Annotated in this window: 23 protein-coding genes and 3 tRNA genes; 15 read left to right on the top strand and 11 right to left on the bottom strand. The window is 66.0% G+C overall.

The window, feature by feature from the left end; all coding sequences use genetic code 11:
• Positions 1-38 precede the first annotated feature (38 nt).
• Together FBY20_RS20820 and FBY20_RS20825 are read left to right on the top strand one after the other, a co-directional pair.
• Positions 39-115, top strand: a tRNA-Arg gene (locus tag FBY20_RS20820).
• Between the two features lie 136 nt (positions 116-251).
• Positions 252-328 (top strand) — tRNA-Arg (locus tag FBY20_RS20825).
• A 254-nt stretch (positions 329-582) separates the two neighbouring features.
• On the opposite strand, the gene FBY20_RS20830 is transcribed toward FBY20_RS20825, so the two are convergent.
• The gene (locus FBY20_RS20830) at positions 583-816 is read right to left on the bottom strand and encodes a DUF3079 domain-containing protein (RefSeq protein ID WP_056323539.1); all 234 of its coding nucleotides are present in this window, start codon (positions 814-816) and stop codon (positions 583-585) included.
• 164 nt (positions 817-980) lie between these two features.
• Here FBY20_RS20830 and FBY20_RS20835 point away from each other — a divergent pair.
• Positions 981-1,057, top strand: a tRNA-Arg gene (locus FBY20_RS20835).
• A gap of 139 nt (positions 1,058-1,196) precedes the next feature.
• On the opposite strand, the gene FBY20_RS20840 is transcribed toward FBY20_RS20835, so the two are convergent.
• On the bottom strand, positions 1,197-1,793 hold the full coding sequence (locus FBY20_RS20840; protein WP_142054361.1) for a short chain dehydrogenase: 597 nt from the start codon (positions 1,791-1,793) through the stop codon (positions 1,197-1,199).
• A 132-nt stretch (positions 1,794-1,925) separates the two neighbouring features.
• Here FBY20_RS20840 and FBY20_RS20845 point away from each other — a divergent pair, with 132 nt between their 5' ends.
• Positions 1,926-2,810: a LysR family transcriptional regulator gene (locus FBY20_RS20845; RefSeq protein ID WP_160144425.1), complete on the top strand. Its 885-nt coding sequence runs from the start codon at positions 1,926-1,928 to the stop codon at positions 2,808-2,810.
• Positions 2,811-2,820: 10 nt separating this feature from the next.
• Here FBY20_RS20845 and FBY20_RS20850 read toward each other — a convergent pair whose 3' ends face one another.
• The 3 genes from FBY20_RS20850 to FBY20_RS20860 form a co-directional block, all read right to left on the bottom strand.
• Entirely contained in the window at positions 2,821-3,069 is a 249-nt protein-coding gene (locus FBY20_RS20850; protein WP_172802127.1) for a hypothetical protein, read from the bottom strand.
• Between the two features lie 95 nt (positions 3,070-3,164).
• Positions 3,165-3,767 carry a helix-turn-helix domain-containing protein gene (locus FBY20_RS20855; RefSeq protein WP_142054366.1) on the bottom strand — a complete coding sequence of 201 codons (603 nt, stop codon included), beginning with the start codon at positions 3,765-3,767 and terminating at the stop codon, positions 3,165-3,167.
• Positions 3,768-3,877: 110 nt separating this feature from the next.
• Complete coding sequence (locus FBY20_RS20860; RefSeq protein WP_142054368.1) at positions 3,878-4,702, bottom strand: NAD-dependent protein deacylase; 825 nt, start codon at positions 4,700-4,702, stop codon at positions 3,878-3,880.
• Positions 4,703-4,871: 169 nt separating this feature from the next.
• On the opposite strand from FBY20_RS20860, the gene FBY20_RS20865 reads away from it, so the two are divergent.
• Together FBY20_RS20865 and FBY20_RS20870 are read left to right on the top strand one after the other, a co-directional pair.
• Positions 4,872-5,486, top strand: a complete 615-nt coding sequence (locus FBY20_RS20865) for a cysteine dioxygenase (protein WP_056323555.1) — start codon at positions 4,872-4,874, stop codon at positions 5,484-5,486.
• Positions 5,487-5,567: 81 nt separating this feature from the next.
• The gene (locus FBY20_RS20870) at positions 5,568-6,332 is read left to right on the top strand and encodes an IclR family transcriptional regulator (protein ID WP_056323557.1); all 765 of its coding nucleotides are present in this window, start codon (positions 5,568-5,570) and stop codon (positions 6,330-6,332) included.
• On the opposite strand, the gene FBY20_RS20875 is transcribed toward FBY20_RS20870, so the two are convergent.
• Positions 6,241-7,899, bottom strand: a complete 1,659-nt coding sequence (locus FBY20_RS20875) for an FAD/NAD(P)-binding protein (RefSeq protein WP_142054370.1) — start codon at positions 7,897-7,899, stop codon at positions 6,241-6,243. The two genes, FBY20_RS20870 and FBY20_RS20875, sit on opposite strands and share 92 nt — an antisense overlap.
• Complete coding sequence (locus FBY20_RS20880) at positions 7,896-8,864, bottom strand: tripartite tricarboxylate transporter substrate binding protein (RefSeq protein WP_056323564.1); 969 nt, start codon at positions 8,862-8,864, stop codon at positions 7,896-7,898. Before FBY20_RS20880 ends, FBY20_RS20875 begins: the two co-directional genes overlap by 4 nt.
• A 311-nt stretch (positions 8,865-9,175) precedes the next feature.
• Between FBY20_RS20880 and FBY20_RS20885 the strand changes: the two genes are divergently transcribed.
• From FBY20_RS20885 to FBY20_RS20905, 5 genes are read left to right on the top strand one after another with little or no spacing between them, the layout of a single operon-like run.
• On the top strand, positions 9,176-10,345 hold the full coding sequence (locus FBY20_RS20885) for a CaiB/BaiF CoA-transferase family protein (RefSeq protein WP_056323567.1): 1,170 nt from the start codon (positions 9,176-9,178) through the stop codon (positions 10,343-10,345).
• Positions 10,342-11,061, top strand: coding sequence for an enoyl-CoA hydratase/isomerase family protein (locus FBY20_RS20890; protein WP_056323570.1), 720 nt, complete (start codon positions 10,342-10,344; stop codon positions 11,059-11,061). The genes FBY20_RS20885 and FBY20_RS20890 overlap by 4 nt, the downstream gene beginning before the upstream one ends.
• A gap of 29 nt (positions 11,062-11,090) precedes the next feature.
• On the top strand, positions 11,091-11,924 hold the full coding sequence (locus tag FBY20_RS20895; protein WP_056323572.1) for a CoA transferase subunit A: 834 nt from the start codon (positions 11,091-11,093) through the stop codon (positions 11,922-11,924).
• Complete coding sequence (locus FBY20_RS20900; protein ID WP_062839197.1) at positions 11,917-12,651, top strand: CoA-transferase subunit beta; 735 nt, start codon at positions 11,917-11,919, stop codon at positions 12,649-12,651. Before FBY20_RS20895 ends, FBY20_RS20900 begins: the two co-directional genes overlap by 8 nt.
• Positions 12,652-12,698: 47 nt before the next feature.
• Positions 12,699-14,192 (top strand): class I adenylate-forming enzyme family protein, encoded by a 1,494-nt coding sequence (locus tag FBY20_RS20905; protein ID WP_142054372.1) that lies wholly within the window; start codon positions 12,699-12,701, stop codon positions 14,190-14,192.
• A 44-nt stretch (positions 14,193-14,236) separates the two neighbouring features.
• Here the strand turns inward: FBY20_RS20905 and FBY20_RS20910 are convergent, their stop codons facing one another.
• Both FBY20_RS20910 and FBY20_RS20915 read right to left on the bottom strand, forming a co-directional pair.
• Complete coding sequence (locus tag FBY20_RS20910; protein ID WP_142054375.1) at positions 14,237-15,217, bottom strand: tripartite tricarboxylate transporter substrate binding protein; 981 nt, start codon at positions 15,215-15,217, stop codon at positions 14,237-14,239.
• Between the two features lie 70 nt (positions 15,218-15,287).
• Positions 15,288-16,157, bottom strand: coding sequence for a fumarylacetoacetate hydrolase family protein (locus FBY20_RS20915; protein ID WP_142054376.1), 870 nt, complete (start codon positions 16,155-16,157; stop codon positions 15,288-15,290).
• 192 nt (positions 16,158-16,349) lie between these two features.
• Here FBY20_RS20915 and FBY20_RS20920 point away from each other — a divergent pair, with 192 nt between their 5' ends.
• Positions 16,350-17,018 (top strand): FadR/GntR family transcriptional regulator, encoded by a 669-nt coding sequence (locus tag FBY20_RS20920; RefSeq protein WP_142054379.1) that lies wholly within the window; start codon positions 16,350-16,352, stop codon positions 17,016-17,018.
• Positions 17,019-17,047: 29 nt separating this feature from the next.
• On the opposite strand, the gene FBY20_RS20925 is transcribed toward FBY20_RS20920, so the two are convergent.
• Positions 17,048-17,935 (bottom strand): LysR family transcriptional regulator, encoded by an 888-nt coding sequence (locus tag FBY20_RS20925; protein ID WP_142054381.1) that lies wholly within the window; start codon positions 17,933-17,935, stop codon positions 17,048-17,050.
• A 203-nt stretch (positions 17,936-18,138) separates the two neighbouring features.
• On the opposite strand from FBY20_RS20925, the gene FBY20_RS20930 reads away from it, so the two are divergent.
• The 3 genes from FBY20_RS20930 to FBY20_RS20940 are packed head-to-tail and all read left to right on the top strand — an operon-like array spanning position 18,139 to position 19,898.
• On the top strand, positions 18,139-18,618 hold the full coding sequence (locus FBY20_RS20930; RefSeq protein WP_142054383.1) for a carboxymuconolactone decarboxylase family protein: 480 nt from the start codon (positions 18,139-18,141) through the stop codon (positions 18,616-18,618).
• 9 nt (positions 18,619-18,627) lie between these two features.
• On the top strand, positions 18,628-19,383 hold the full coding sequence (locus tag FBY20_RS20935; RefSeq protein ID WP_056323596.1) for an SDR family oxidoreductase: 756 nt from the start codon (positions 18,628-18,630) through the stop codon (positions 19,381-19,383).
• Positions 19,384-19,403: 20 nt separating this feature from the next.
• Positions 19,404-19,898, top strand: coding sequence for an Ohr family peroxiredoxin (locus FBY20_RS20940; RefSeq protein WP_142054385.1), 495 nt, complete (start codon positions 19,404-19,406; stop codon positions 19,896-19,898).
• 46 nt (positions 19,899-19,944) lie between these two features.
• Here FBY20_RS20940 and FBY20_RS20945 read toward each other — a convergent pair whose 3' ends face one another.
• A complete protein-coding gene (locus FBY20_RS20945; RefSeq protein WP_142054387.1) occupies positions 19,945-20,949 on the bottom strand; it encodes a LysR family transcriptional regulator in 1,005 nt (334 codons plus the stop codon).
• Between the last annotated feature and the right edge of the window lie 123 nt (positions 20,950-21,072).

Raw genomic sequence — 21,072 nt, forward strand, 5'->3', positions numbered from 1 at the left:
TTCGAAACAACGCTATTATTCAAGGCTTGCTTTTTCAAGCGCCCGTAGCTCAGCTGGATAGAGTACCTGGCTACGAACCAGGGGGTCGTAGGTTCGAATCCTGCCGGGCGCGCCAAGTTATTTCGCGGTTGTTTGCGCTATGCGCAATGTCTGCGAGACCGATGAAAAAGCAGGGTTTGTAGTGAAGAGAAGTTATGCGTCACTACAAACATGGCAAGATTATTCTGATATAATTTTGCCTCTTTGCCGGAGCGCCCGTAGCTCAGCTGGATAGAGTACCTGGCTACGAACCAGGGGGTCGTAGGTTCGAATCCTGCCGGGCGCGCCAAACCATCACGGTTTAAACATCGCGATGTGAATGCGGCAAAGAAAAAAGCAGTAAAGAAAGTGCAGTAAACAAAATGGAAAGGCCTTTGATCTTGCATCGAAGGCCTTTTTGTTTTGGCGCGCGGTTTTTTATGCGTGGGTCTGTAGTGCCGGTTGCCGTTGATACTTGTGCTTGTGCTTGCTACTTGCCCCGCACGGCAACATCGCAAACGTGCAGGGGCGGCAGTGCCGGGCTTCCTCCCCGATCAATGCCGATCAATGCGCGGCGCTTTCTTCCGCGCTTTCCTTCTCTGCATCCTTCGATTTTTCGTCCGCGTTGTCGAAGCCCCAATCTCCGAACAGATACCAATCTTCGCCCAGCGATTCCGCCGGGTGCATGGTGCGCCCAGAGCCGTTGCCGCAGGCCATGGAGTCGGTGGAACAGTAGCGGTCGCAGCCCCAGCATATGCGTTCGGGGTGCTTCGGGTGGAGAGGAAACTTCTTGGCCATGCTGTCTGCCTGATGTTCTTGTTGAACTCAGCGTACTGCTGTCGGGGCCTGCGATTCATTGACATCGCGCAAATGCGGGGTCGCCACGTGTGCCGAGTCTCGGTTTAAACGGGGTCGATTTGCATGGTGTGATTCTTTCGTGTTATAAACACGCCTCTTTCGGGGCGCCCGTAGCTCAGCTGGATAGAGTACCTGGCTACGAACCAGGGGGTCGTAGGTTCGAATCCTGCCGGGCGCGCCAACTTATTCGAGATCATGCTGCACAGCGTGGTTTCCGCAGAAAAAACCGCAGCAATGCGGACGCGAAAAGCGGCTTGATGAATTCATCAAGCCGCTTTTTTTTCGTGGCGCGGATCACTGGCGCGGATCACTGGCGAGGATCACCACACGCGGTACACGCGTCCCGTCTGCGCGCCTTCGACGCTGCGGCTGAAGGCCAGCGCCACGCGGCTGGCCGGGGCCGCCTCGAAGCCCTGGAAGTAGGGGCCATAGCTGTCCAGCGACTCCTGCAGCACGGTAGGGCTGACCGCGTTGATGCGGATCCCTTGCAGTTCGACTGCCGCGCCGCGCACGAAGCCATCGATGGCGCTGTTCACGGCGGCGGCGTTGGCGCCATAGCGGATGGGCTCGTCGCTCAGAATGCCGCTGGTCAGGGTGATCGAGCCGCCCGCGTTGACGTAGTGCTGGCCGATGAGGGCCAAGTCGACCTGTCCCAGCAATTTGTCATGCAGCCCGATCTTGAACTGATCCGCCGTCATGTCGGCAAGCGGGCCGAAGTGCAGGCTGCCGGCGGCGGACACGATCGCGTCAACCTTGCCGACCCGTTCGAAGAGGTCGCGAATGCTGTCGCTGCGGGTCATGTCGACCTGATATTGGCCGCGGCGCTTGCCCAACGCGATGATGTCGTGACGTTGGCCCAGTTCGCGGGCGACAGCGCTGCCGAGCGTGCCATTTGCGCCGATGAGGATGATCTTCATGGAGTTCTCCGTGGAATGCCGTTTGGGGTGGCGCCGGCGGGTCCGCCAGCGCATGAACGCATTCTGCGCGTCGCATTCCGCAAGAAAAATCCTAGAATTGTCGGATCAGTCAACACTCAGGGTACGGAATCCATGGATCGCCTGCTTAGCATGGAAGTCTTCGTGGTGGTGGTCGAGCTGGGCAGCCTGACGGCCGCCGCGGCGCAGCTGGACATGTCGCCCGCGATGGCCGCCAAGCACGTCAAGGGGCTGGAAGACCGGCTGGGACTGCGGCTGATGAACCGCACGACGCGCCGCCAGAGCCTGACCGAGGCAGGCCAGGCCTACTTTGCGCGCTGCAAGGCCATCCTGGCGGACATTCGCGATGCGGAGCAAGGCGCCGAGGCGCTGCGATCGGCCCCGCGCGGCCATCTGCGCATCACGTCGTCGGTGTCGTTCGGGTCATTCGCGCTGGCGCCGGTGATCGCCGATTACCTGTCGATCTATCCGGACGTGAGCGTGGAACTGTCGTTGAGCGATAGCGTGGAAGACGTGGTAGCGTCGCGCTTTGACGTCGCGCTGCGTATTGGCGAGCCCGCGGATTCGGGCCTCGTGGCGCGGCGCATTGGGCTTTATCAGATGATTGTCTGCGCCGCGCCGGCGTATCTGGCCCGCTACGGCACGCCCGCCACGCCTGGCGATCTGGCCCGGCATCAGTGCCTGGATTTTTCGCATTGGAGCCGGCGCACGGGCTGGCGGCTGGGCACGGATGAGGGCGGGGAAATGGGGTATCCCACGGGGCGGTTCGTGTCGAACAATGGGCAGGCGCTGCGGCAGGCGGCGCTGGCCGGCTTTGGCATCGTGTTGCAGCCCGAACTGCTGCTGACTGACGACGTGCGCGCCGGCCGCCTGGTGCCGATTCTGCAGCCTTATTGGCCGGTCGCCCGGCCCATCACGCTGCTGTATGCGAAGGATCGCCAGGCGCCGCCCAAACTCACGACCTTCGTGGATTTCGTGGTGACGCGGTTTGCGCGGTAGCGGCAGGGCATCAGGCGCGTCGTCGGTCCACCGCCGTCAGGGATGTGCCGCTTTTGAGAAGCTGATAGGTCTGGCCGCCCAGCCACGCGACCTTTTCACCGGAGCTGGTGCGGCAGACGCAATGCGTCTTCGGGTCAAAGCGTGGCGTGCCCAGCGCGGAATACGCATCGGGATCGGAAACGAAACGTTCGATGCGATACAACGTGCCATCCGGCGATGTGGCGAGCACATCGGTCAATCGTCTTGCGGTGCCGAGCATATTCAATACCTCCATGCGCGGGCCGTCAGGTGTCGGCGCCAAAGTCGTCTGAACAATTCACGGCGGGAGCGCGAGGCAATGCCTTGCGCGCGACGCTAATGAAACTGTCCTCCTAACAATGAATCATCCAGTTGGTCTGGCGATACGCCCAGGGCCTCCGATACACGGTCAAGAATGACCTGCCGGGGCCGCGGGCGCGGCCGTTCCAACTCGATATAGATGGAGTGATCGACGCCAAGCCGGGCAGCCATCTCAGCAGTGCTGATGTTCAGATGCTCGCGCCAGGCGCGTATCAAGCTCCAATCGTTGCCGGTTTTTAGATTGACTACAGCTGGCGGCAGGCGCGCCTTGGGCCCTGCAACTTTCTTGCGAGAGGCGCGCGGCGCGGATGCCGCCTTTTCATCGCCCGGGACCGCGCCGCTGTGCCGCGATTCGCCCCGGGGTGTGGTGTGTGCCGTGACGGCAAGAAAGATGGCGCCGCCGTTCAGTTGGCGATACTTGTCGTTGCCCATCCAGCACAGCGTTTCGCCGTTGTCGAGCTTGCATTCGCAATCCAGGTGGGTATTGCTGGGCATGCCTTCGAGCTTGGCGATGGTTTCCGTGGTCGTGGCGTGACGCACCACACGGTGCAGCACACCGTCCGGCGAACGTACGAAGACGTCAGGAAGTCTCCAGGAAAACGGAATGATCATCTCCACAAACGAAGCCCATTACACCACTGTATAGCGCGGATGTAATGGTGAATTTGAGGGTTTTCCTGGAAGTGTCGCGCAAGTGTCATAGGCCTGTGGTTGGACGCCACGGATGCTCACAAAACCTCGCCGCCGCCCGGTGTTGCCGGCGTGGCCGGCAGGCTCGGGGTGAATTGCGCCGCCGCCAGCACGGCGGGCATGATCTGGGCAGCGGCGCCGCGCAGGTTGTGATGGGCGATCGCGTCCAGCGGCGTTGCGGCCGGGTTGACCTGCACGACCGTGGCGCCGCCCGCGACGGCCAGCCGCGGCAGTTCGGCCGCGGGATACACGAGGGACGAGGTGCCGATGCTGAAAAGCAGGTCGCACTGCTGCACGGCAAGGGTGGCGTCACGCCAGGCCTGCGCGGGCAGGCTTTCGCCGAACCAGACGACGCCGGGCCGTACCGGCGCGCCGCATTCCGTGCACGCGGGCGGCGCCAGCCGCCGGCCGGCGTCGGGCTCTTGCGGCAGGCCGGGGGCAAACGCTTGCGGAGCGCCGCAACGCGAACAACGCGGCGCATGCAGGCTGCCGTGCAGATGCGTGACGGCGCGGCTGCCCGCGCGCTCGTGCAGATCGTCCACGTTCTGCGTGATGACGCTCAACTCCGGGACATGGCGCGCCAGCGCCGCAATGGCGTGGTGTGCGGCGTTGGGCGCGGCGCTCAGGACCTGCGCGCGCCGCCATTCGTACCAGCCCCATACCAGGTCGGGATGTTCGCGGAATGCTTCGGGCGTGGCCAGCGCTTGGGCGTCAAAGCGCGACCAGAGCCCGGTCAGGGCATCGCGGAACGTGGCGATGCCGCTTTCGGCGGACACCCCGGCGCCCGTGAATATGACGACGCGGCGCGCGCTGCGCAGGGCCTGCGCCAGCGCGGGCGGAATATCGTGATGCGTGTTTTTCATTTCCAACCTTGCAGACAGTTCGATACGCTGCACGCGCCGGCAAGGCGCTGTCAAGGGTGGACACACGGCGCCGCGCGGGCCAGCAAGCGGGACGCGCGTGCGTCCGCGTCCCGAATCGTGGATACTGTTTTTTCAATCTGGGATTTCATCCCGCCTTGGAGAGCTGAGAATGCCTGAATCGAACACCGGCCTGGAACGGCTGCGCCGTTTTATTGCCACTGCGACGCGGCTGGCTTCGCCGCAGGCGCTGGACCAGGGCCCCGAGCTGGCGGCCGCGTTCGCGGACCTGGTGGGTCACGACGATTGGCTGCCCGACGCCTGTACCGCCCCACATCCGCAGTTCTACCAGCAGTACCTGCTGCATTGCGATCCGCTGGAGCGTTTCTCGCTGGTGAGCTTTGTCTGGGGGCCGGGGCAGTCCACGCCCGTGCACGATCACGAGGTCTGGGGCTATGTGGGCATGCTGCGCGGCGCCGAGATCAATCAGCGGTTCACGCGCGATGGGGACGGCCGGTTGGCGTTGGCGGGCGAAGCGACCACGCTTCGCCCAGGCGACGTCGAGCGCCTGTCGCCGGCCGAGGGCGACATCCATCGCGTGTCCAATGCCTATCCGGATAGGGTGTCCATCAGCGTGCACCTGTATGGCGGCAATATCGGCGCGGTGTCGCGTCACGTGTATGACCCCGATACCGGCCAGGCCAAGCCGTTCGTCTCGGGCTATTCGTCGCCTAGCCTGCCCAATCTGTGGGATCGGTCCGCCGCCGTGCGCGCCACGCTGGGCTAGCGTATCCGCCGGGCGGAATTTGCTGTTCCCGCACCGCGTCCCGTGCTATGTTCCCGTCCTAAATATTAGGAAAAATCACGAATGGACAAGACGCTGCTCAAAGGGCTGATGGTGTTGGAAGCCGTGACCGATGTGGACAATCCGCCGCGCACCATCGACGCGCTGGCGGCCCGCGTGGGTCTGACCCGCAGCAATACGCATCGCACCTTGCAGACGCTGATACATGCCGGCTACGTGATCAAGGACGACGACGGCGGCGGTTACCGCGGGGCCGTGCGCCTTTTCGAACTGGCGGCGCGGCAACTGGCGCAACTGGACGTGCGCAAACTGGCCGCGCCCCACATGCGCACGCTGGCGGATCAGACAGGCGAAACCGTGCACTTGTCGGTGCTGGATGGCTTTGACGTGGTGTACGTGGACAAGATCGACAGCCCGCAACCCATTCGCGCGTACTCGATGGTGGGCGGCCGCGCGCCCGCCTATGCGGTGGCGACCGGCAAGGCGCTGCTTGCGTATCAGCCCGAGGGCTACGTCGAGCGCTACGCGGAGCAGATGGTGCGGCACACGCCGTCCACGATCGTGTCCATGCCGCTTTTGAAAGACGAGCTGCGCAAGATCGCGCGCGCCGGTTATGCGGTGAATCGCGGAGAGTGGCGCGAAGGGGTGGGCGGGCTGGCGGTGACGGTGTTCAACAGTCTGGACCAGCCCGTGGCCGCGGTGGGCATCTCTGGCCCCCTGGATCGCCTGAGCGCCGCTAGGATGAAGCAGCTTGCGCCGGATGTGGCGGCCTGTGCGCAGTCCATCTCTCAGGGAATGGGCTATCGCCGCGGGTTCCTGGATCAGTGAGGGGCGTGGCGCGCAGGGTGGCCGCGATCCGCTCGGCCTGATCGCGCGCCAGGCGGGCATTGACGTCCATGGACGTGGTCCAGAAGTAGGTGCCTCCGGCCAGGCTGCCCAGCACCGAGACGCCAGCCACGTGCTGGCCGGCGCCATTTATCAGGCAGCCCGTGTCGTAGTCCAGCGTCAGTCCGCCGTGCGGATCGGCCTGCGCGTGGCCTTCGCGCAGCAGTTCAGACACCAGCGGATCGTCCGTGCGCGCTGCGTCCACCGAGAAGCTCGTGGCGTTGATCAGATGATGGCTCAGGTATTCGATCTGGCCGTCCGCCGTGCGTAGCCGCGTGCGGAACAGGCCACTGGCCGGGTCGTGTTCGCAGCCGGTAAAGCCCGCCGCAACGCTGAGCTGATTCGCGCCGAACAGTGCCTGCAATTTCAAGGCGTTGCGCATGGGGAAGGTTGCGCGCCGGGCCATCCATAGCGATCGCCATTGCGACTGGAAGCGGCGCCGTTCGGTATCGGGCAGCAAGTGCCAGATCTGATCGACCGCCGCGTTGGTGGCTGCGGCCACCGCCTGCCACGGACGCGGGGCGGCAGACGACCGGCGGATCTCGTCTTCCAGCGCGGATCGCGCGTCGCTGTCCATGCCCAGCACCTCGTCGGGGTCCAGAGAACCCTGCAACGCCAGCACTTCATCGCGCAGGGCTTGCCAGATGAGGTCCAGCGTCAGCGTTCCCCCGTGCTGTGCGGCCAGGGCGAGGGCGCCGTCTCGGCTCAGGCGTTGCAGCGTGTCCGGCGGACGGTTGTGCGGGCTGCGCACGGACGGCAAGCGGCCGTTGCGCGACACGCACAGGATCGGGCCTTGGTGTCCGGCCTGTTGCAGTGCGGCCACGGCGTCCACCGCGCTCAGGCTGGTGCCGACGATGCACACGGACGCATCGGGTGCGATGTCCTGCGCTAGCGCCGACACCGGATACGGGCTGTTGAAGTAACCGGCCACGCCTTCCAGCGAGGGAAACGCCTGCGAGGGCAGGTTGCCGTTGCACAGCACGGCGTGGCGCGCGTGGCGCAGCGCGCCGTGTTCGGGCTGGATGATCGCGCCGCCGTCCGGCTGCGGCGCCACGCGGTGCACGCGGCTGCGCACGTGTTCCAGCGTCACGCCCAGGGACCGGGCGAGCTGGCGGCAGCGTTCGTAGACCGCGCCCATGTAGGCGCCGAAGAGCGGACGCGGCAGAAAGTCGGCGGGATCGATCGCGGTGACGCCGTAGCCGCCGAGCCAGCCGGCATCCTGCGCGCGCAGCCAGTCGACAAAGTCCAGCCGATGGTCGGCGCGCGCCGACATGTTGCCGGCGGGGATGTTGAGCAGGTTGCTGCGCAGGTCGTCCTGGTATGCGCCGCCCGGGCCGGGCACAGCCTGCGGTTCGAACAGATGGATCACCGGCGGCCGTGCCTCCCGCGCGGGGGGCGCGGCCTGCAGCGCCAGCAGGAACTGATACAGGAAGCTGACGCCGACCGAGCCGCCGCCGACGATGGCCAGGTCGATTGCGGCCGGCCGGCCCGATGCGGGGGCGTGCGTCATTTCGCCACCGACAGGCGCACCACGTCGGCCCAGCGCGAGGTTTCCTGCTTGAGCATCCGGCTGGTGTCGGCGGGTGTGGTGGCGATGGCGTCGGCGCCGAGCTTCAAGGCGGCCTGCTGCACGGAGGGCATCGCGGCGGCGCGGCGCATCCCGTCCGACAGCTTCTCGACGACCGCGGGCGGCGTGCCCGCCGGCGCGAGCAGGGCGTACGTGGTGGCGACCGAATAGTCTTTCACTCCCTGTTCCATCAGTGTCGGCAGGTCGGGCAGGGCCGTGGCGCGCTTGGCGGTCGTGACGCCCAAGAGGCGGATCTTGCCGCTGGCAACCTGCGGCAAGAGGGCGGGCAGGGTTTCGATGACCATGTCGATCTGGCCGCCCAGCAGATCCGTGATGGCCGGCCCGCTGCCGCGGTAAGGCACGTGCATCAGCCGCGTGCCGGTCACCGCCTGGAAGAGTTCGCCCGCCATGTGCTGCGAGGTGCCCGGGCCGGCCGATCCGAACGTGATCGTGCCGGGTTTGCTTTTGGCCAGCGCAATCAGTTCCTGCACGTTCTTGGCGGAGATCTTGCTGCTGTTGACCGCCACCGCCATCGGCATGCTGGTGGCCATCGACACGCCGACGAAGGCCGTGCCGAAATCGTAGCCCGGCTTGTCGGGCATGGCCGCGTGGATGGCGTGGCTGCCCACGGCGCCCATCAGCAGCGTGTAGCCGTCGCCCGCGGACTTGGCGACGAACTCCGCGCCGATCTCGCCACCCGCGCCCGCCTTGTTTTCCACGACCACGCTCTGGCCGAGAAAGTCTCCCAGATGCTGCGCATAGATGCGCGCGGCGGCGTCCGTGGCACCGCCCGGCGGAAACGGCACCACCATGCGCACGGGTTTCGTTGGCCAGTTATCCGCGGAAGCGGGATTGGCCGACAGCGCCAGCACCGTGCTGGCCAAGGCAATACGCCACAACAGTCTCATGCAAGTCTCCTCGGTGGGTGGGCCAGCATGCGACAGGCGCCGTGCGTATCGCCGGCGACTTGACCGCTGCAGTCCTCTTCTACTAAATCCTAAAATATAGGATCGACGTTCCAATAAATGGTTTACGTAGAATTCCACACGGTGCTATGCTGGTCAACAATTAACCGCGACACCTAGGGATTGCACTAGGCTTAGCCAGGAAATCAACGGCTTCCCGTCTTGGTCGGACTGGATGATGCCACCGTTGAAAGCCGCGTCTTATACTGTTTTTCTTATCCCAAATATTGAATTTTCATAACGAGAGGTCAGACATGACACCCAGTTCGGCGCTAACCGGCATCACAGTGCTGGAGATTTGCAACGTCGCGGCGGGACCCTTTTGCGGCATGTTGTTGGCGGACATGGGCGCGGACGTCATCAAGGTGGAGCACCCCGAAGGCGGCGATACGCTGCGCAGCTGGCCGCCCATCTCCGATGGCTACAGCGAGAACTTCGCTTCGCTCAACCGCAACAAGCGCTCGGTGACGCTGAACCTGAAGGATCCCGGCGACGTGGCCTTGGCGCGCGAGCTGGCGCTGCGCGCCGACGTGCTCATCGAAAACAACCGGCCGGGCGTGATGGATCGGTTGGGCCTGGGATACCTGCAGCTGCGCGAGGCCAATCCGCGCCTGGTCTATTGCTCGATTTCCGCCTACGGCCAGTCCGGACCGCGCTCGCAGGAAGGCGGCTTTGACCTCACCATCCAGGCCATGAGCGGGATCATGAGCGTGACGGGCGAGGCCGGCGGCGAACCCGTCAAATGCGGCGTGCCGCTGGCCGATTTTTCGGCCGGGCTGTATGGCGCGTTTGCCATCGCGTCTGCGCTGCGCGCGGCGCAGGCAAGCGGGCAAGGCACGCACATCGACGTGCCGATGCTGGGCGCGACGCTGGGCATCGCTGCCTTGCAGACGTCCGAGTTCTTCGGCAGCGGCAAGGATCCCGTCAAGCTGGGGTCGGCGCACCCGCGCAACGCGCCGTATCAGGCATTTCGCTGCAAGAACGGGTATTTCGGCATGGCCGCCGGCAACCAGGCGCTGTGGAAAGCCGTGTGCGCCACGGTGGGACGCGACGACCTGCTGGCCGATCCGCGCTTTACCGACACCAGCGCCCGCGCGCGCAACCAGACCGCGCTGCGCGACATCCTGGAAGCGATCTTTGCGGAACACGAGGCGCAGGAATGGCTGGCGCGTTTCCGCGCGGCCGGCGTGCCGTGCGCGCCCATCAACACGTATTCCGAGGTGCTGGACGATCCGCAGGTCGCGCACATGGGCTGGGTCCAGCCGCTTGAACTGCCCAACGGCGTGCAGACGCGCACGTTCGGGCTGCCGGTGCGGTTCGACGGCGAGACGACGGCGCTGCGGCGCAGGCCCCCGGCGCTGGGCGAACACAACGACGAAGTGCTGGGGCCGCTGCGTGCGGGCGGCAAAGGGAGCGCGGCATGAGCGTCCTGCGTATCGACCGGCAAGGGCCGCGCCACGTGCTGACGCTGGCGCGCCCCGAAAAGATGAATGCGCTGTCGGCCGACCTGGTCGAGGCGCTGATCGCGGCGCTTGACGAGGCCGAAGGCCAGGGCGCCAAGGTCATCGTGCTGCAAGGCGAAGGCAAGAATTTCAGCGCGGGCTTTGACTTCGGCGATTGGCAGACGCAGAGCGAAGGCGATCTGCTGCTGCGCTTCGTGCGGATCGAAACCCTGCTGCAGCGGCTGGCGGCCTCGCCGTGCCTGACCGTCGCGCTGGCGCACGGGCGCAATTTCGGCGCGGGCGTGGATGTGTTCGGCGCCTGCAAATGGCGCGTCAGCGCGCCGGACGCCACGTTCCGGATGCCCGGTCTGAAGTTTGGACTGGTGCTGGGCACGCGGCGGTTTGCGTCGCTGGTGGGCGCCGAGCGCGCGCGCACGGTGCTTGAGCAGGCCGCCACGTTCAATGCCGAAGACGCATTGCGCGACGGCTTTGCCAGCCGGCTTGCGGCGCCGGCCGACTGGACGCGGATCGGCGACGAGGCGCTGGAAACCGCCGGCGCGCTCACGGACGACAGCCGCGTGCAGCTTTACGCAGCGCTGTCGCAGGAGACGCCGGACACGGACCTGGCACGGTTGGTGCGCTCGGCATCGGCGCCCGGGCTGAAGGACCGCGTGGCGGCATATCTGCAGGCGCGCTAGGCGCGTCCCATCAAGCAGGGAGGAAGACAATGGCTTCAGGATTCAATCAGAAGAACAAGCAGTGCAGCTTGCAGGAACTGGCGGCGCTGGTGCCTAACGGGGCATCGATCGCGCTGGGCGGCAGCTTCCTGCATCGCGGCCCGTTCGCGTTCGTGCGTGAACTGATCCGCCAGGAAAAGCGCGATCTCGAACTCATCAAGCAGTCGCCGGGGTACGACGTCGACATCCTGTGCCGGGCGGGCGTGCTGCGCCGCGTGCGCGCGGGCATCGTCGCGATGGAGGGCAACTTCGGTCTGGCGCCCTGGTACCGGCGCGCCGTGGAACGCCACGAGATCGAGCTGGAGGAACATGCCTGCGCCAGCCTGACTGCGGGCCTGCGCGCGGCGGCCTTCGGCGTGCCGTTTCAGCCCTGCGGCGGCCTGCATGGCAGCGGCCTGCCGGAACTGAACGGCTGGAAGTGCCTGGAAGACCCCTACGGCAGCGGCGAGAAGACCTGGGTGGTGCCCGCGATCCGGCCGGACTTCGCGGTGATCCAGGCGTCGGAGGTGGATGCTCAGGGCAACGTGCGCGTGCATGGCACCGCACATTGGGACCGGATCATGTCGCGTGCCGCCGGCAGCGTGCTGGTGGTGGCCGAAAAGCAGGTGGATAGCGCCGTGTTCGAGGCGCAGCCCGAGTCCACGCTGGTGCCGTATTTCATGGTGCAGGCCTATGCGGTCGTGCCGGGGGGCGCGTGGCCGGGATCCTGCTGGCCCGATTACGCCATCGACTATCCGGCGGTGGAAACCTACATGGACAAGAACAGCGATCTGCGCGCGCACCTGGCTGCGGCGCCCGAAGCGCGGGAGGGAAATCATGGCTGAGCAATGGTCGGGCTTTTCGTACATCGTCACCAATCTGGCGCGCTTCATCCGCCCCGATGAAATCACGTTCAGCGGCGTCAATTCCACGATGCCCATGCTGGCGTGCCTGCTGGCCAAGCGCGCGTATGACTGGGACTTCGTCTACATCAACGTGGCCGGCGGCGTGAACCCGCGGCCCTCGCACATTCCGTTGTCCAGCTCCGATCCGGTGCTGGCCGAGCACACGGCGTCGATCTTCTCGAACGAAGACTTCTACGACCTGTGCACGCGCGGCCGCATGGACCTGACGTTTCTGGGCGCTGCGCAGATCGACGGCGCGGGCTGCGCCAACAACTCGTGCATTGGCGACTGGCACGAACCCAAGGTCCGCCTGCCCGGCGGCGGCGGAGGGGCGGTGATGCTGCCCACGGCGCGGCGCGCCTGCACGTGGCGCACCGAGCATTCGCGCCGCACATTTGTGCCCAAGCTGGACTTCATGACGTCGTGGGGCGGCTTTCATGGGGTGGTCACGCCGATTGCCGTGTTCATCAAACGCGACGGCCGGCTGGCGCTGCAATCGTGGCATCCGGAGTCCAGCCTGTCCGAGGTGCGCGAGCGCACGGGCTTTGAGTTCGACGCCGCCGGCGCGGGGCCGACCGAACCGCCGACCGAGCGCGAAGCCCTTGCCTTGCGCGAACTGGACGCGGACGGGCAGTTCGAACGCGACGCCGCCGTCGCGCTGCGCTGAACGCGCATCCACCCATCACATCGAGCCCGGTACAGGGGGAATCAGTCATGTCGATTGCCGATGCCACGGTCGTGGCGGCGTTTGCACGCTTGTGGGACCAGCCGGAATGGGCCGCGCGCCCTGCGCTCGTGACCGCCGAGGAAACCGTCACCTACGCGGACCTGCGCCGCCGGGTGGGGCAGGCCGCGGGCGGCCTGAGGGCTGCCGGCGTTGCGCCCGGCGACTACGTCGGCGTGGCGATGGAGCGCTCGCTGGCGCAGGTGCTGGCCATTCTGGGCGTCATGGCGGCGGGTGCTTGCCCGTGCCCGCTGGAGCCGCGGCTGTCGGTTGAGGAAACCGCGCGGCGGGTGGCGGCAGTGGGGCTGACGTGGATGCTGGCCGATAGCGACAACGCCGACACCGCGCGCGGCTGCGGCCTGCCGGCGGCGCGCGTGCTCGATGCGGCCAAGATCGCGCAGGGCGGGCAGGACTGGTCCGGCGCGGATGTCGCGCCAGCGGCGCCGGGGCTGTTGCTTTTTACGTCCGGCAGCACGGGCAGTCCGAAGGGCGTGCTGCTCAGCCATCGGGGGATCGTGAACAACGCGCGCGGCGTTCTGGCGCATACGGGTCTGACGCCCGGCGATCGCCTGCTGCACGTCATGCCGCTGCACCACACCAACGCGCTCAACAATCAGATCTTCACGCCGCTGCTGGCGGGGGCGAGCGTGGCGCTGGCCGGCCGGTTCCGCGCGCAGGACATGCCGGGTCTGCTGGCCGCCTTCCGGCCTACGATCATCACTGGCGTGCCGACGATGTATGCGCGGATGCTGGAATTGACGTTCGATCCGGACAGCCTGGCCGGCCTGCGCTTTGCGCGTTGCGGCTCGGCGCCCATCACCGAGACCTTGCACCGCCGGATCGAAGCCTTCCTCGGGTGTCCGCTGGTCGTGTCCTATGGCCTGTCGGAGGCCACGTGCACGTCCACCATGAATCCGCCCGCGGCGCGGCGCGTGGGATCGGTTGGCACGGTGCTTGAAGGGCAGGACGTGAGCCTGCGCCTGCCCGACGGCAGCCTGGCGCCGGCAGGCGCCGAAGGCGAGATCTGCATTGCGGGCGACAGCCTGATGCTGGGCTATCTGGGCGTGGACAGTGCGGATGCGGGCGCGCCGCGGCTGCTGCGCACGGGCGACCTGGGCCGCTTCGACGCAGAGGGTTATCTGATGATCACCGGCCGCATCAAGGACGTCATCATCCGCGGCGGCGAGAACATTTCGCCCGCGCTCATCGAAGGCGTGGTGACGGGCATGCCCGGCATCGCCGCCTGCTGCGTGGTGGGGGCGCCGGACGAGGATCTGGGCGAGACGCCGGTGATCTTCGTGCACGGCAATGGCGACGCCGCGCCTGACGCGGCCGCGATACAGGCCGAGGTGCTGGCGCGGCTGGGCCGGATCTACGTGCCGCGTGACGTGATCTGGGTCGACCGTTTGCCGGAGAACGCGGTGGGCAAGGTGGACCGCAAGGCGCTGGCCCGGCAAGCGGCGGGGCGCGAAACGGTGCAATGAAAAAGGGGGCTCGAAGCCCCCCGATAGCAGCTACGTTCCGCTCGTCATTCGACCTTGCCGATCCGCTTGACCGCCACTTCCAGCGACGCGGAGTCCTTTTTCCAGTAGTCGTCGAACGCCGGCGCGTCCAGGTACTGCACCGGGCTGCCGGTGCCGGCGATGCGCGCCTGCACCGCGGGATCGTCCGCGATCTGCTTGACGGCATCGCGCAGCTTGTCGATGACGGCGGGCGGCGTGCCGGCCAGCGCGAAGATGCCGGACCACTGCACGAAGCTCGCGTCAAACCCCTTGGACTTAAGCGATGGCACCTGCGGCAGGCTCTCCAGCTTGCCATCGCCCCAATGCGCCAGGGGGCGGACACGTCCAGCTTGAATGAGCTGCATGACGCTGGACGGGCCGGTGGCCAGGGCGTCAACCTGCCCGCCGACCAGCGCCTGCACCGCGGGACCCGCGCCGGTGAAGGGCACGTGCATCATCTTGATGCCGGCGGCGTTCTGCAGCATTTCCATCGGCACGTGCATCGTGCCGTAGATGCCCGAGCTGCCGTAGCTCAGCTTGCCGCCCTGTTTCCTGGCCGCCTCAAGGAATTCGTCCAGCGTCTTGTAGGGCGCGTCCGCGCGCACCACCAGCACGGTGGGATCGGCCGTGATGCGGGCGATCGGCACGAACTGGTCCAGCTGATAGGCGGGTTTGCGCTCCAGCAGCCGGTCGGCCGCGGGCAGGATGGAGATCGACGACAGGCTCATCAGCAACGTGTAGCCATCGGGCTTGGCGCGGCCCGCCTGGCCGATGCCGATGGCTCCACCGGCGCCGCCCTTGTTTTCGATGACGATGGGTTGGCCCAGCTTGTCGCCCAAGGCCTGGGCAATGGGGCGGGCGATGGTGTCGGCCACGCCGCCGGGCGGGAAGGGCACCACCAGCGTGACGGGGCGTTCGGGGTAGCCGGCGGCCAGCACGGTCATCGTGGCCGTCGCACTCAGGCATAGCAAGGCAGCCGCAGCCACCTGTTTGCAGCGCAGTTTCATGTCTCACTCCTTATGGGCTTGCGTGCTGCGCGGCGCCGGTTTCATTGACCGGCGCTCATTGGCGCGGGCGTCAGACGAATCGGTTCTCGATCCTTCCAATGCCGTCGATTTCAATGCGGACGACGTCCCCGTTCTTGAGGAATTGCGGCGGGTTCAGGCCCTGGCCCACGCCTGCGGGCGTGCCCGTGGCGATGACGTCGCCCGGGTACAGCGTGATGCCGCGCGAGCAGGTTTCGATGAGCGTGGGAATGTCGAAGATCAGGTCTTCCGTGTTGCCGTCCTGGCGCAGCTCGCCGTTTACCCAGCAGCGCACGCGCGTGTTGCGTCCGTCCAGCTCGTCGGCGGTGACCAGCCACGGACCCATCGGGCAGAAGGTGTCGAAGGATTTGCCCAGGTCCCACTGCTGGTGGCGCATCTGCACGTCGCGTGCGGTGACGTCATTGACCACGGTGTAGGCGATGACGTGGCTCATGGCTTCGGCGCGGGAAATGTTGCGACCGCGCTTGCCGATCACCACCGCCAGTTCGGCTTCGTAGTCGATCTTGTCGGAGATGCCCGTGGGCAGCGTCACGTCGGACCAGGGGCCCACCACGGTTTGCGGCACCTTGGTAAAGACGATGGGCCAGGACTCCGGGTTGGCGTCGTTGTCCTTGAAGACGGAGTCGCGCAGTTCCTTGGCATGGGCGTGATAGTTGCGGCCCACGCAGAACAGGTTGCGCGGCTGCGCCGGCAGGGGCGCTTCGTGCTCGACCTGATCCCAGCGATAAGACGGTCCCGTCCGGGCGGGCAGGGCGCGACCCTCGGCCAGCCACCGCACCGCCGTCAGTGCGCCGGCCGTGGCCAGTTCGGGCGCGAAGTCCAGCGCGGTAACCGTGCTGCCGTCGTCCGAGACCACGCCCACGCGCCGTTCACCATTGACTCGAAATACCGCGATTTTCATGCTTGCTCCTACGGGGCTTACGCCGCCCGTTGATGAAATACCAAAACATACCAATTTGAATAAATTAGGCCCAATTGGTGCTGTTCGGCAGGATAAACCAAAATTCTCCGCAGGCGAATCGGTTTATTGCCGGATAAGCAGGAATTTATTGGACTGATTTGGTATCATCGCGGCATTCATCCTGGAGTCCTCATGGACAAAGCCTCCGCCATGCGGGCGGTCATCATCGAAAACCTGCAGTCGGGCATCTGGCCCGCCGGCCATCGCCTGCCGACCGAGCGCGCGTTAAGCGAGGAATTCGGCCTCAGCCGGTCTACCGTGCGCCGCACGCTGGCGCAGTTGAAGGACGATGGACTGATCTCGCAGCGCGTGGGCAGCGGCACCTACGCCAACCCGCCTTCGACGCTGGCGCAGACCGAGGCGTTCTTGCGTGGCGAAGTGCTGTCCACGAGCCCCGCCGAACTGATGGCCGCGCGCCTGGTGCTGGAACCGGCCATTGCGGCGTTGGTGGTGCAGCACGGCACGCCGGCCGATTTCGCCGCCATGCAGCATGCGTGCGACGAGGCGGAGGCCGCGGCCAGCTTTGAAGCGTTCGAGGTGTGGGACGCGAAACTGCACGAACTGATGGCCACGGCCACGCACAATCTCTTCATCGAAAAGGTCTTCGCGTTGATGACCGCGGCGCGCTCGCAGGCGACTTGGGGCGCGCTCAAGCGCAAGAGCCTCACCCCCGAACGGCGCGCGGCCTACCAGGCTGAACACCGCGAAATCGTCGAGGCGCTACATGACCGCGACGCAGACCGCGCCATGGCAGCGGTGCGCCGGCATCTGGTGCACGTCAGGGAGAACTTGCTGGGGTGAGCCAGGGCGTGCGCCCGGGGTGCGGGCGCCTAGTTCGCGCGCAGATGCCGTTGCAGCGTATCCAGAAACACCTTCGCCCGCGCCGGCGTCACGCGGTTGTCGGAGAGCGCGTAGATGGTCGCCGGGGGCAGTTTCCAGTCTGGCAGGATCTGTTCCAGATCCAGTTCCCGCAGCGTTTGAGACAGCGCCAGGTGGCTGGGCATCCAGGCAATGCCCAGCCCGGCGATGGCAAGCTGCACGCCCAGCGCCGAGCTATTGGTGCCGATGTGGGTGGGGCCGCGGACGTTCAGCAGGCTCTCGCCTTCCCCCAGTGTCCAGTCCTGCAGGTCGCCGGTGATGATGCGCTCGTGCAGGCCCAGGTCTTCCGGGCAGGTCGGCCGGCCGAATCGGTCCAGGTAGCTGCTGGCCGCCACCAGCACCCACTGCACCTGCGCGACGTGCTTCTGGATGAACGCCGAATCCGCCAGCTCGCCTGAGCGCAACATCAGGTCGAAGTGCTGGCCATTGCGGCCCGTGTCGGCCAAGCCAAGCTCCACCTCGAACGAGATCTGCGGATAGGTTTCGCGCAGCTCTTTCAGCACCGCCGGCAGGATCGTCGTCAGGCCGGGCATGACCGACACGCGCAGCGTGCCCGCCAGGTGGTTCAAGCGTGAATTGATGATTTCGTGCGCCGACAGGGCGCCTTCGACGTGTTCCGCGCAATGATCGAAATACTGCTGTCCGATGGCCGTCAGGCTGACGCGGCGCGTCGTGCGGTTCAAGAGCTTGTAGCCCAGCGCCTGTTCCAGCTGCGTGAGCCGCCGCGACAGCGTGGCGACGGGGATGCCGAGCGCGGCGGCGGTGGCGGACAGCTTTCCACGCTTGGCGACTTCGACGAAGTAATGGATGTCCTGCATCGAGATATCGTTTCTGTTCATGATGAGTTCCGGGCGCGTGCCTTGATTGCCTGCCTATTGTCGGCGTGACCGCGCCTGCCGATTGTTGCCATTGCGGCAACATCATGGTCCCCGCGCCGGGGCTACTGCGGTCCGACGGGCCGGCCTACGATTTGGGCGTCGAACAAGCAAGCGCCGCGCCCGGCAACCCGATCGGGAAGCGCCCAACCCACCCAGGAGCCATCATGAGCCCACGTCTCAACGCCTTTGCCCAATCGCCGGAACTGTTCAAGAAGTTTGTCGAATTCACCATGCTGGCCAAATCCGGCACCATCGAAAAGTCGATCCTTGACCTGGTCGACATCCGCGCCTCGCAGATCAACGGCTGCGGCTTCTGCCTGGACATGCACATCAAGCAGGCCAAGCTTGCCGGCGAGCGCGAACTGCGCCTGCACCATGTCGCCATCTGGCGCGAATCCAATCAATTTTCGGCGCGCGAGCGCGCCTGCCTGGCCTGGACCGAAGCGCTGACCACGCTGGGCGTGCATGGCGTGCCGACCGAAGTGTACGAGCGCGTGCGCGGCGAACTGTCCGAAAAGGAAATCTCGGACCTCAGCTTTGCCGTCATGGCCATCAATGGCTGGAACCGGCTGAACGTGGGATTCCAGACCGTGCCCGGCTCGGCCGACAAGGCGTATGGGCTGGACAAGGCCCAATTCAACTAAGGATCGATCATGAAAATCCTCGTCATCGGCGGCACGGGCCTGATCGGCTCCAAGCTCGTCAAACTGCTTGCCGAACGCGGCCATGAGGCCATCGCCGCCTCGCCCGCCACCGGCGTGAACACCATCACCGGCGAAGGCCTGGACGCGGCCCTGGACGGGGTCGAGGTCGTGGTCGACGTGGCCAACTCGCCGTCCTTCGAAGACAAGGCCGTCCTGGAATTCTTCCAGACCTCCGGCCGCAACCTGCTGGCCGCCGAAAAGCGCGCGGGCGTGCGCCATCATGTCGCGCTGTCCGTGGTGGGCACCCGCCGCCTGGCCGAAAGCGGCTACTTCCGCGGCAAGATCGCGCAGGAAGACCTGATCGAAGCCGCCGGCATTCCGTACACCATCGTGCACAGCACGCAGTTCTTCGAGTTCCTGGGCGGCATCGTGCAGTCCGGCACGCAGGGCGAAGAGGTGCGGCTGTCCTCCGCCTACGTGCAGCCCATCGCCTCGGACGACGTAGCGCTGGCCATGGCCGACGCCACGTTGGGCGCGCCCGTGAACGGCATTGTCGAGATCGCCGGTCCGGAAAAGGTCAGGTTGTCCGAACTGGCCCAACGCTACATGAGTAGAATCGGGGACACCCGCACCGTGCACGCGGACGCCGGCGTGCGCTATTTCGGCGCGCTGCTGGACGACAGCACACTGGTGCCGGGAACCATCCCGCGTCTGGGCAAGATCGGCTTTGACACCTGGTTCAGCCGTTCGGGTGCAAGAAAGTAGCGGCGGTCACAAGGACCTACATGAGCAAACTGCGGCCTCCTCCCCAAAGCCTCCTGGACAAGTACCGGGGCGGCGCCTTCCGTCCCCTGTACACCACCAGCGTGACAGTACGGGGCGGGGAGGCCGCGCATGGCCGCGCCTCGGGCATCGCCATCTCGGACGACGGCGAACTGCTTGTGGAATTACGGTTGCCCGTCGAACTGGGCGGCACGGGCGGCGGAACCAACCCCGAGCAGCTCTTTGCCGCCGGTTACGCAGCCTGCTTTCACGGTGCGCTCAGCATGCTGGCCCAGCGGTCCGGTCTGTCCATTCCCGACGCCTCGGTTACCGCCACGATCGCGTTCGGACGCGACCCCGTCGATGGCCTGTTTGCGCTGAAGGCGGACGTCAACATTCACCTGCCCGGCCTGGACAAGGCCATTGCCGAAGAACTGGTGCGCAACACCGAGCGCCTCTGCCCTTATTCCAAGATGACGCAGGGCGGCATCGAAAGCGTCGTCGCGCTGACGCAATAGCGCCGCTTGCCGGGGCGCCTTTCCACGCGCCTTGCTGCCTTGCGCTTCACGCCGGCTTGACCAGCAGGCTGTCCAGTATCTGCAGGTCCATCGCGCGTATGTTCTCCGTCATGTAATCGATGAACACGCGCATGCGCACCGGCAGGTGCTGGCGGCTGAGAAAGCACAGGTAATGCCCGCGGTCGTCCGGCGCATATTGCGGCAGGCAGGCCACCAGCCGGCCCGCCCGCAGATGGTCGCAGACCTGATAGGCCGCCATCTGCGCGATGCCGTGTCCGTCCAGCACCGATTGCAGCACCAGGTCCGCGTCGTTGAAGGTCAGCATGCCGGGCGGCGCCACCTTGCGCATCTGTCCGCCCACCTTGAACTCCCATTCGAACACGCGGCCGGACGCCAGCTTGAAATTCACGCAAGCATGGTCCGCGATGTCCTCGACGCTGGCGGGCAGTCCGTGGCGCGCGGCATAGGCTGGCGACGCGCACAGCAACATCTGCATCGGGATCACCTTCTTGGCAATCACCTGGCTGTCTTCCATGCGCCCGTTGCGAAAGGACACGTCCACGCGGTCGGTCGTGAAGTCGGTAGGGCCGTCGTCCAGCAGCAACTCCACCGAGATGCCCGGATTGGCCTCGCGAAATCCCTTCAACAGCGGCGCGACGATCTTGCGGCCGAAGCCCACGGTGGCGCACACGCGTAACTGGCCCGACGGCGGGCCCTCGCGAAGGTCGCGCATGTCGTCCAGCGCCTGGATGATGCGTTCAACCCCCGGGTGGCATTGCTCGTAGAAGCGCTGGCCCTCGGGCGTGAGCGACGTGCTGCGCGTGGTGCGCACGAACAGTCGCGTGCCGAGCTGATCTTCAAGCTTCTGCACGCTGCGGCTGACGGCCGAGCGGCCGATGCCAAGCCGGTCGCCCGCCTTGGCGAAATTGCCTTCGGCGGCGACGGCGATGAAGGCCATGACACCGGCATAGCTGGTGGCAAAGCTGTCGGCCAGGGAGTCCGGTCCGGCCGAAGCAGCGGTTTCCGAGGGGGCAGGGTGGGGTGTCGACATGGTGGCGGCGCCGCAAGTGGGTTGATCCTACAGCTAAGACGGCGCAGCCTGCAATCTTGTGACATCACGCGCAAAAAAAAGGCTTTCCCCCGAGGGGAAGGCCTGGCGGGGCGACGTAGGGCT

Origin of the sequence: Achromobacter sp. SLBN-14 (assembly GCF_006715415.1) — a bacterium.
Classification (GTDB): Bacteria; Pseudomonadota; Gammaproteobacteria; order Burkholderiales; family Burkholderiaceae_B; genus Achromobacter; species Achromobacter mucicolens.

Bases quoted from the DNA above. Each gene is read 5' to 3' on its own strand.
- FBY20_RS20830 (WP_056323539.1), bottom strand. From the start codon at position 816: ATGGCCAAGAAGTTTCCTCTCCACCCGAAGCACCCCGAACGCATATGC.
- FBY20_RS20840 (WP_142054361.1), bottom strand. From the start codon at position 1,793: ATGAAGATCATCCTCATCGGCGCAAATGGCACGCTCGGCAGCGCTGTC.
- FBY20_RS20845 (WP_160144425.1), top strand. From the start codon at position 1,926: ATGGATCGCCTGCTTAGCATGGAAGTCTTCGTGGTGGTGGTCGAGCTG.
- FBY20_RS20850 (WP_172802127.1), bottom strand. From the start codon at position 3,069: ATGCTCGGCACCGCAAGACGATTGACCGATGTGCTCGCCACATCGCCG.
- FBY20_RS20860 (WP_142054368.1), bottom strand. From the start codon at position 4,702: ATGAAAAACACGCATCACGATATTCCGCCCGCGCTGGCGCAGGCCCTG.
- FBY20_RS20865 (WP_056323555.1), top strand. From the start codon at position 4,872: ATGCCTGAATCGAACACCGGCCTGGAACGGCTGCGCCGTTTTATTGCC.
- FBY20_RS20870 (WP_056323557.1), top strand. From the start codon at position 5,568: ATGGACAAGACGCTGCTCAAAGGGCTGATGGTGTTGGAAGCCGTGACC.
- FBY20_RS20875 (WP_142054370.1), bottom strand. From the start codon at position 7,899: ATGACGCACGCCCCCGCATCGGGCCGGCCGGCCGCAATCGACCTGGCC.
- FBY20_RS20880 (WP_056323564.1), bottom strand. From the start codon at position 8,864: ATGAGACTGTTGTGGCGTATTGCCTTGGCCAGCACGGTGCTGGCGCTG.
- FBY20_RS20885 (WP_056323567.1), top strand. From the start codon at position 9,176: ATGACACCCAGTTCGGCGCTAACCGGCATCACAGTGCTGGAGATTTGC.
- FBY20_RS20890 (WP_056323570.1), top strand. From the start codon at position 10,342: ATGAGCGTCCTGCGTATCGACCGGCAAGGGCCGCGCCACGTGCTGACG.
- FBY20_RS20895 (WP_056323572.1), top strand. From the start codon at position 11,091: ATGGCTTCAGGATTCAATCAGAAGAACAAGCAGTGCAGCTTGCAGGAA.
- FBY20_RS20900 (WP_062839197.1), top strand. From the start codon at position 11,917: ATGGCTGAGCAATGGTCGGGCTTTTCGTACATCGTCACCAATCTGGCG.
- FBY20_RS20905 (WP_142054372.1), top strand. From the start codon at position 12,699: ATGTCGATTGCCGATGCCACGGTCGTGGCGGCGTTTGCACGCTTGTGG.
- FBY20_RS20910 (WP_142054375.1), bottom strand. From the start codon at position 15,217: ATGAAACTGCGCTGCAAACAGGTGGCTGCGGCTGCCTTGCTATGCCTG.
- FBY20_RS20915 (WP_142054376.1), bottom strand. From the start codon at position 16,157: ATGAAAATCGCGGTATTTCGAGTCAATGGTGAACGGCGCGTGGGCGTG.
- FBY20_RS20920 (WP_142054379.1), top strand. From the start codon at position 16,350: ATGGACAAAGCCTCCGCCATGCGGGCGGTCATCATCGAAAACCTGCAG.
- FBY20_RS20925 (WP_142054381.1), bottom strand. From the start codon at position 17,935: ATGAACAGAAACGATATCTCGATGCAGGACATCCATTACTTCGTCGAA.
- FBY20_RS20930 (WP_142054383.1), top strand. From the start codon at position 18,139: ATGAGCCCACGTCTCAACGCCTTTGCCCAATCGCCGGAACTGTTCAAG.
- FBY20_RS20935 (WP_056323596.1), top strand. From the start codon at position 18,628: ATGAAAATCCTCGTCATCGGCGGCACGGGCCTGATCGGCTCCAAGCTC.
- FBY20_RS20940 (WP_142054385.1), top strand. From the start codon at position 19,404: ATGAGCAAACTGCGGCCTCCTCCCCAAAGCCTCCTGGACAAGTACCGG.
- FBY20_RS20945 (WP_142054387.1), bottom strand. From the start codon at position 20,949: ATGTCGACACCCCACCCTGCCCCCTCGGAAACCGCTGCTTCGGCCGGA.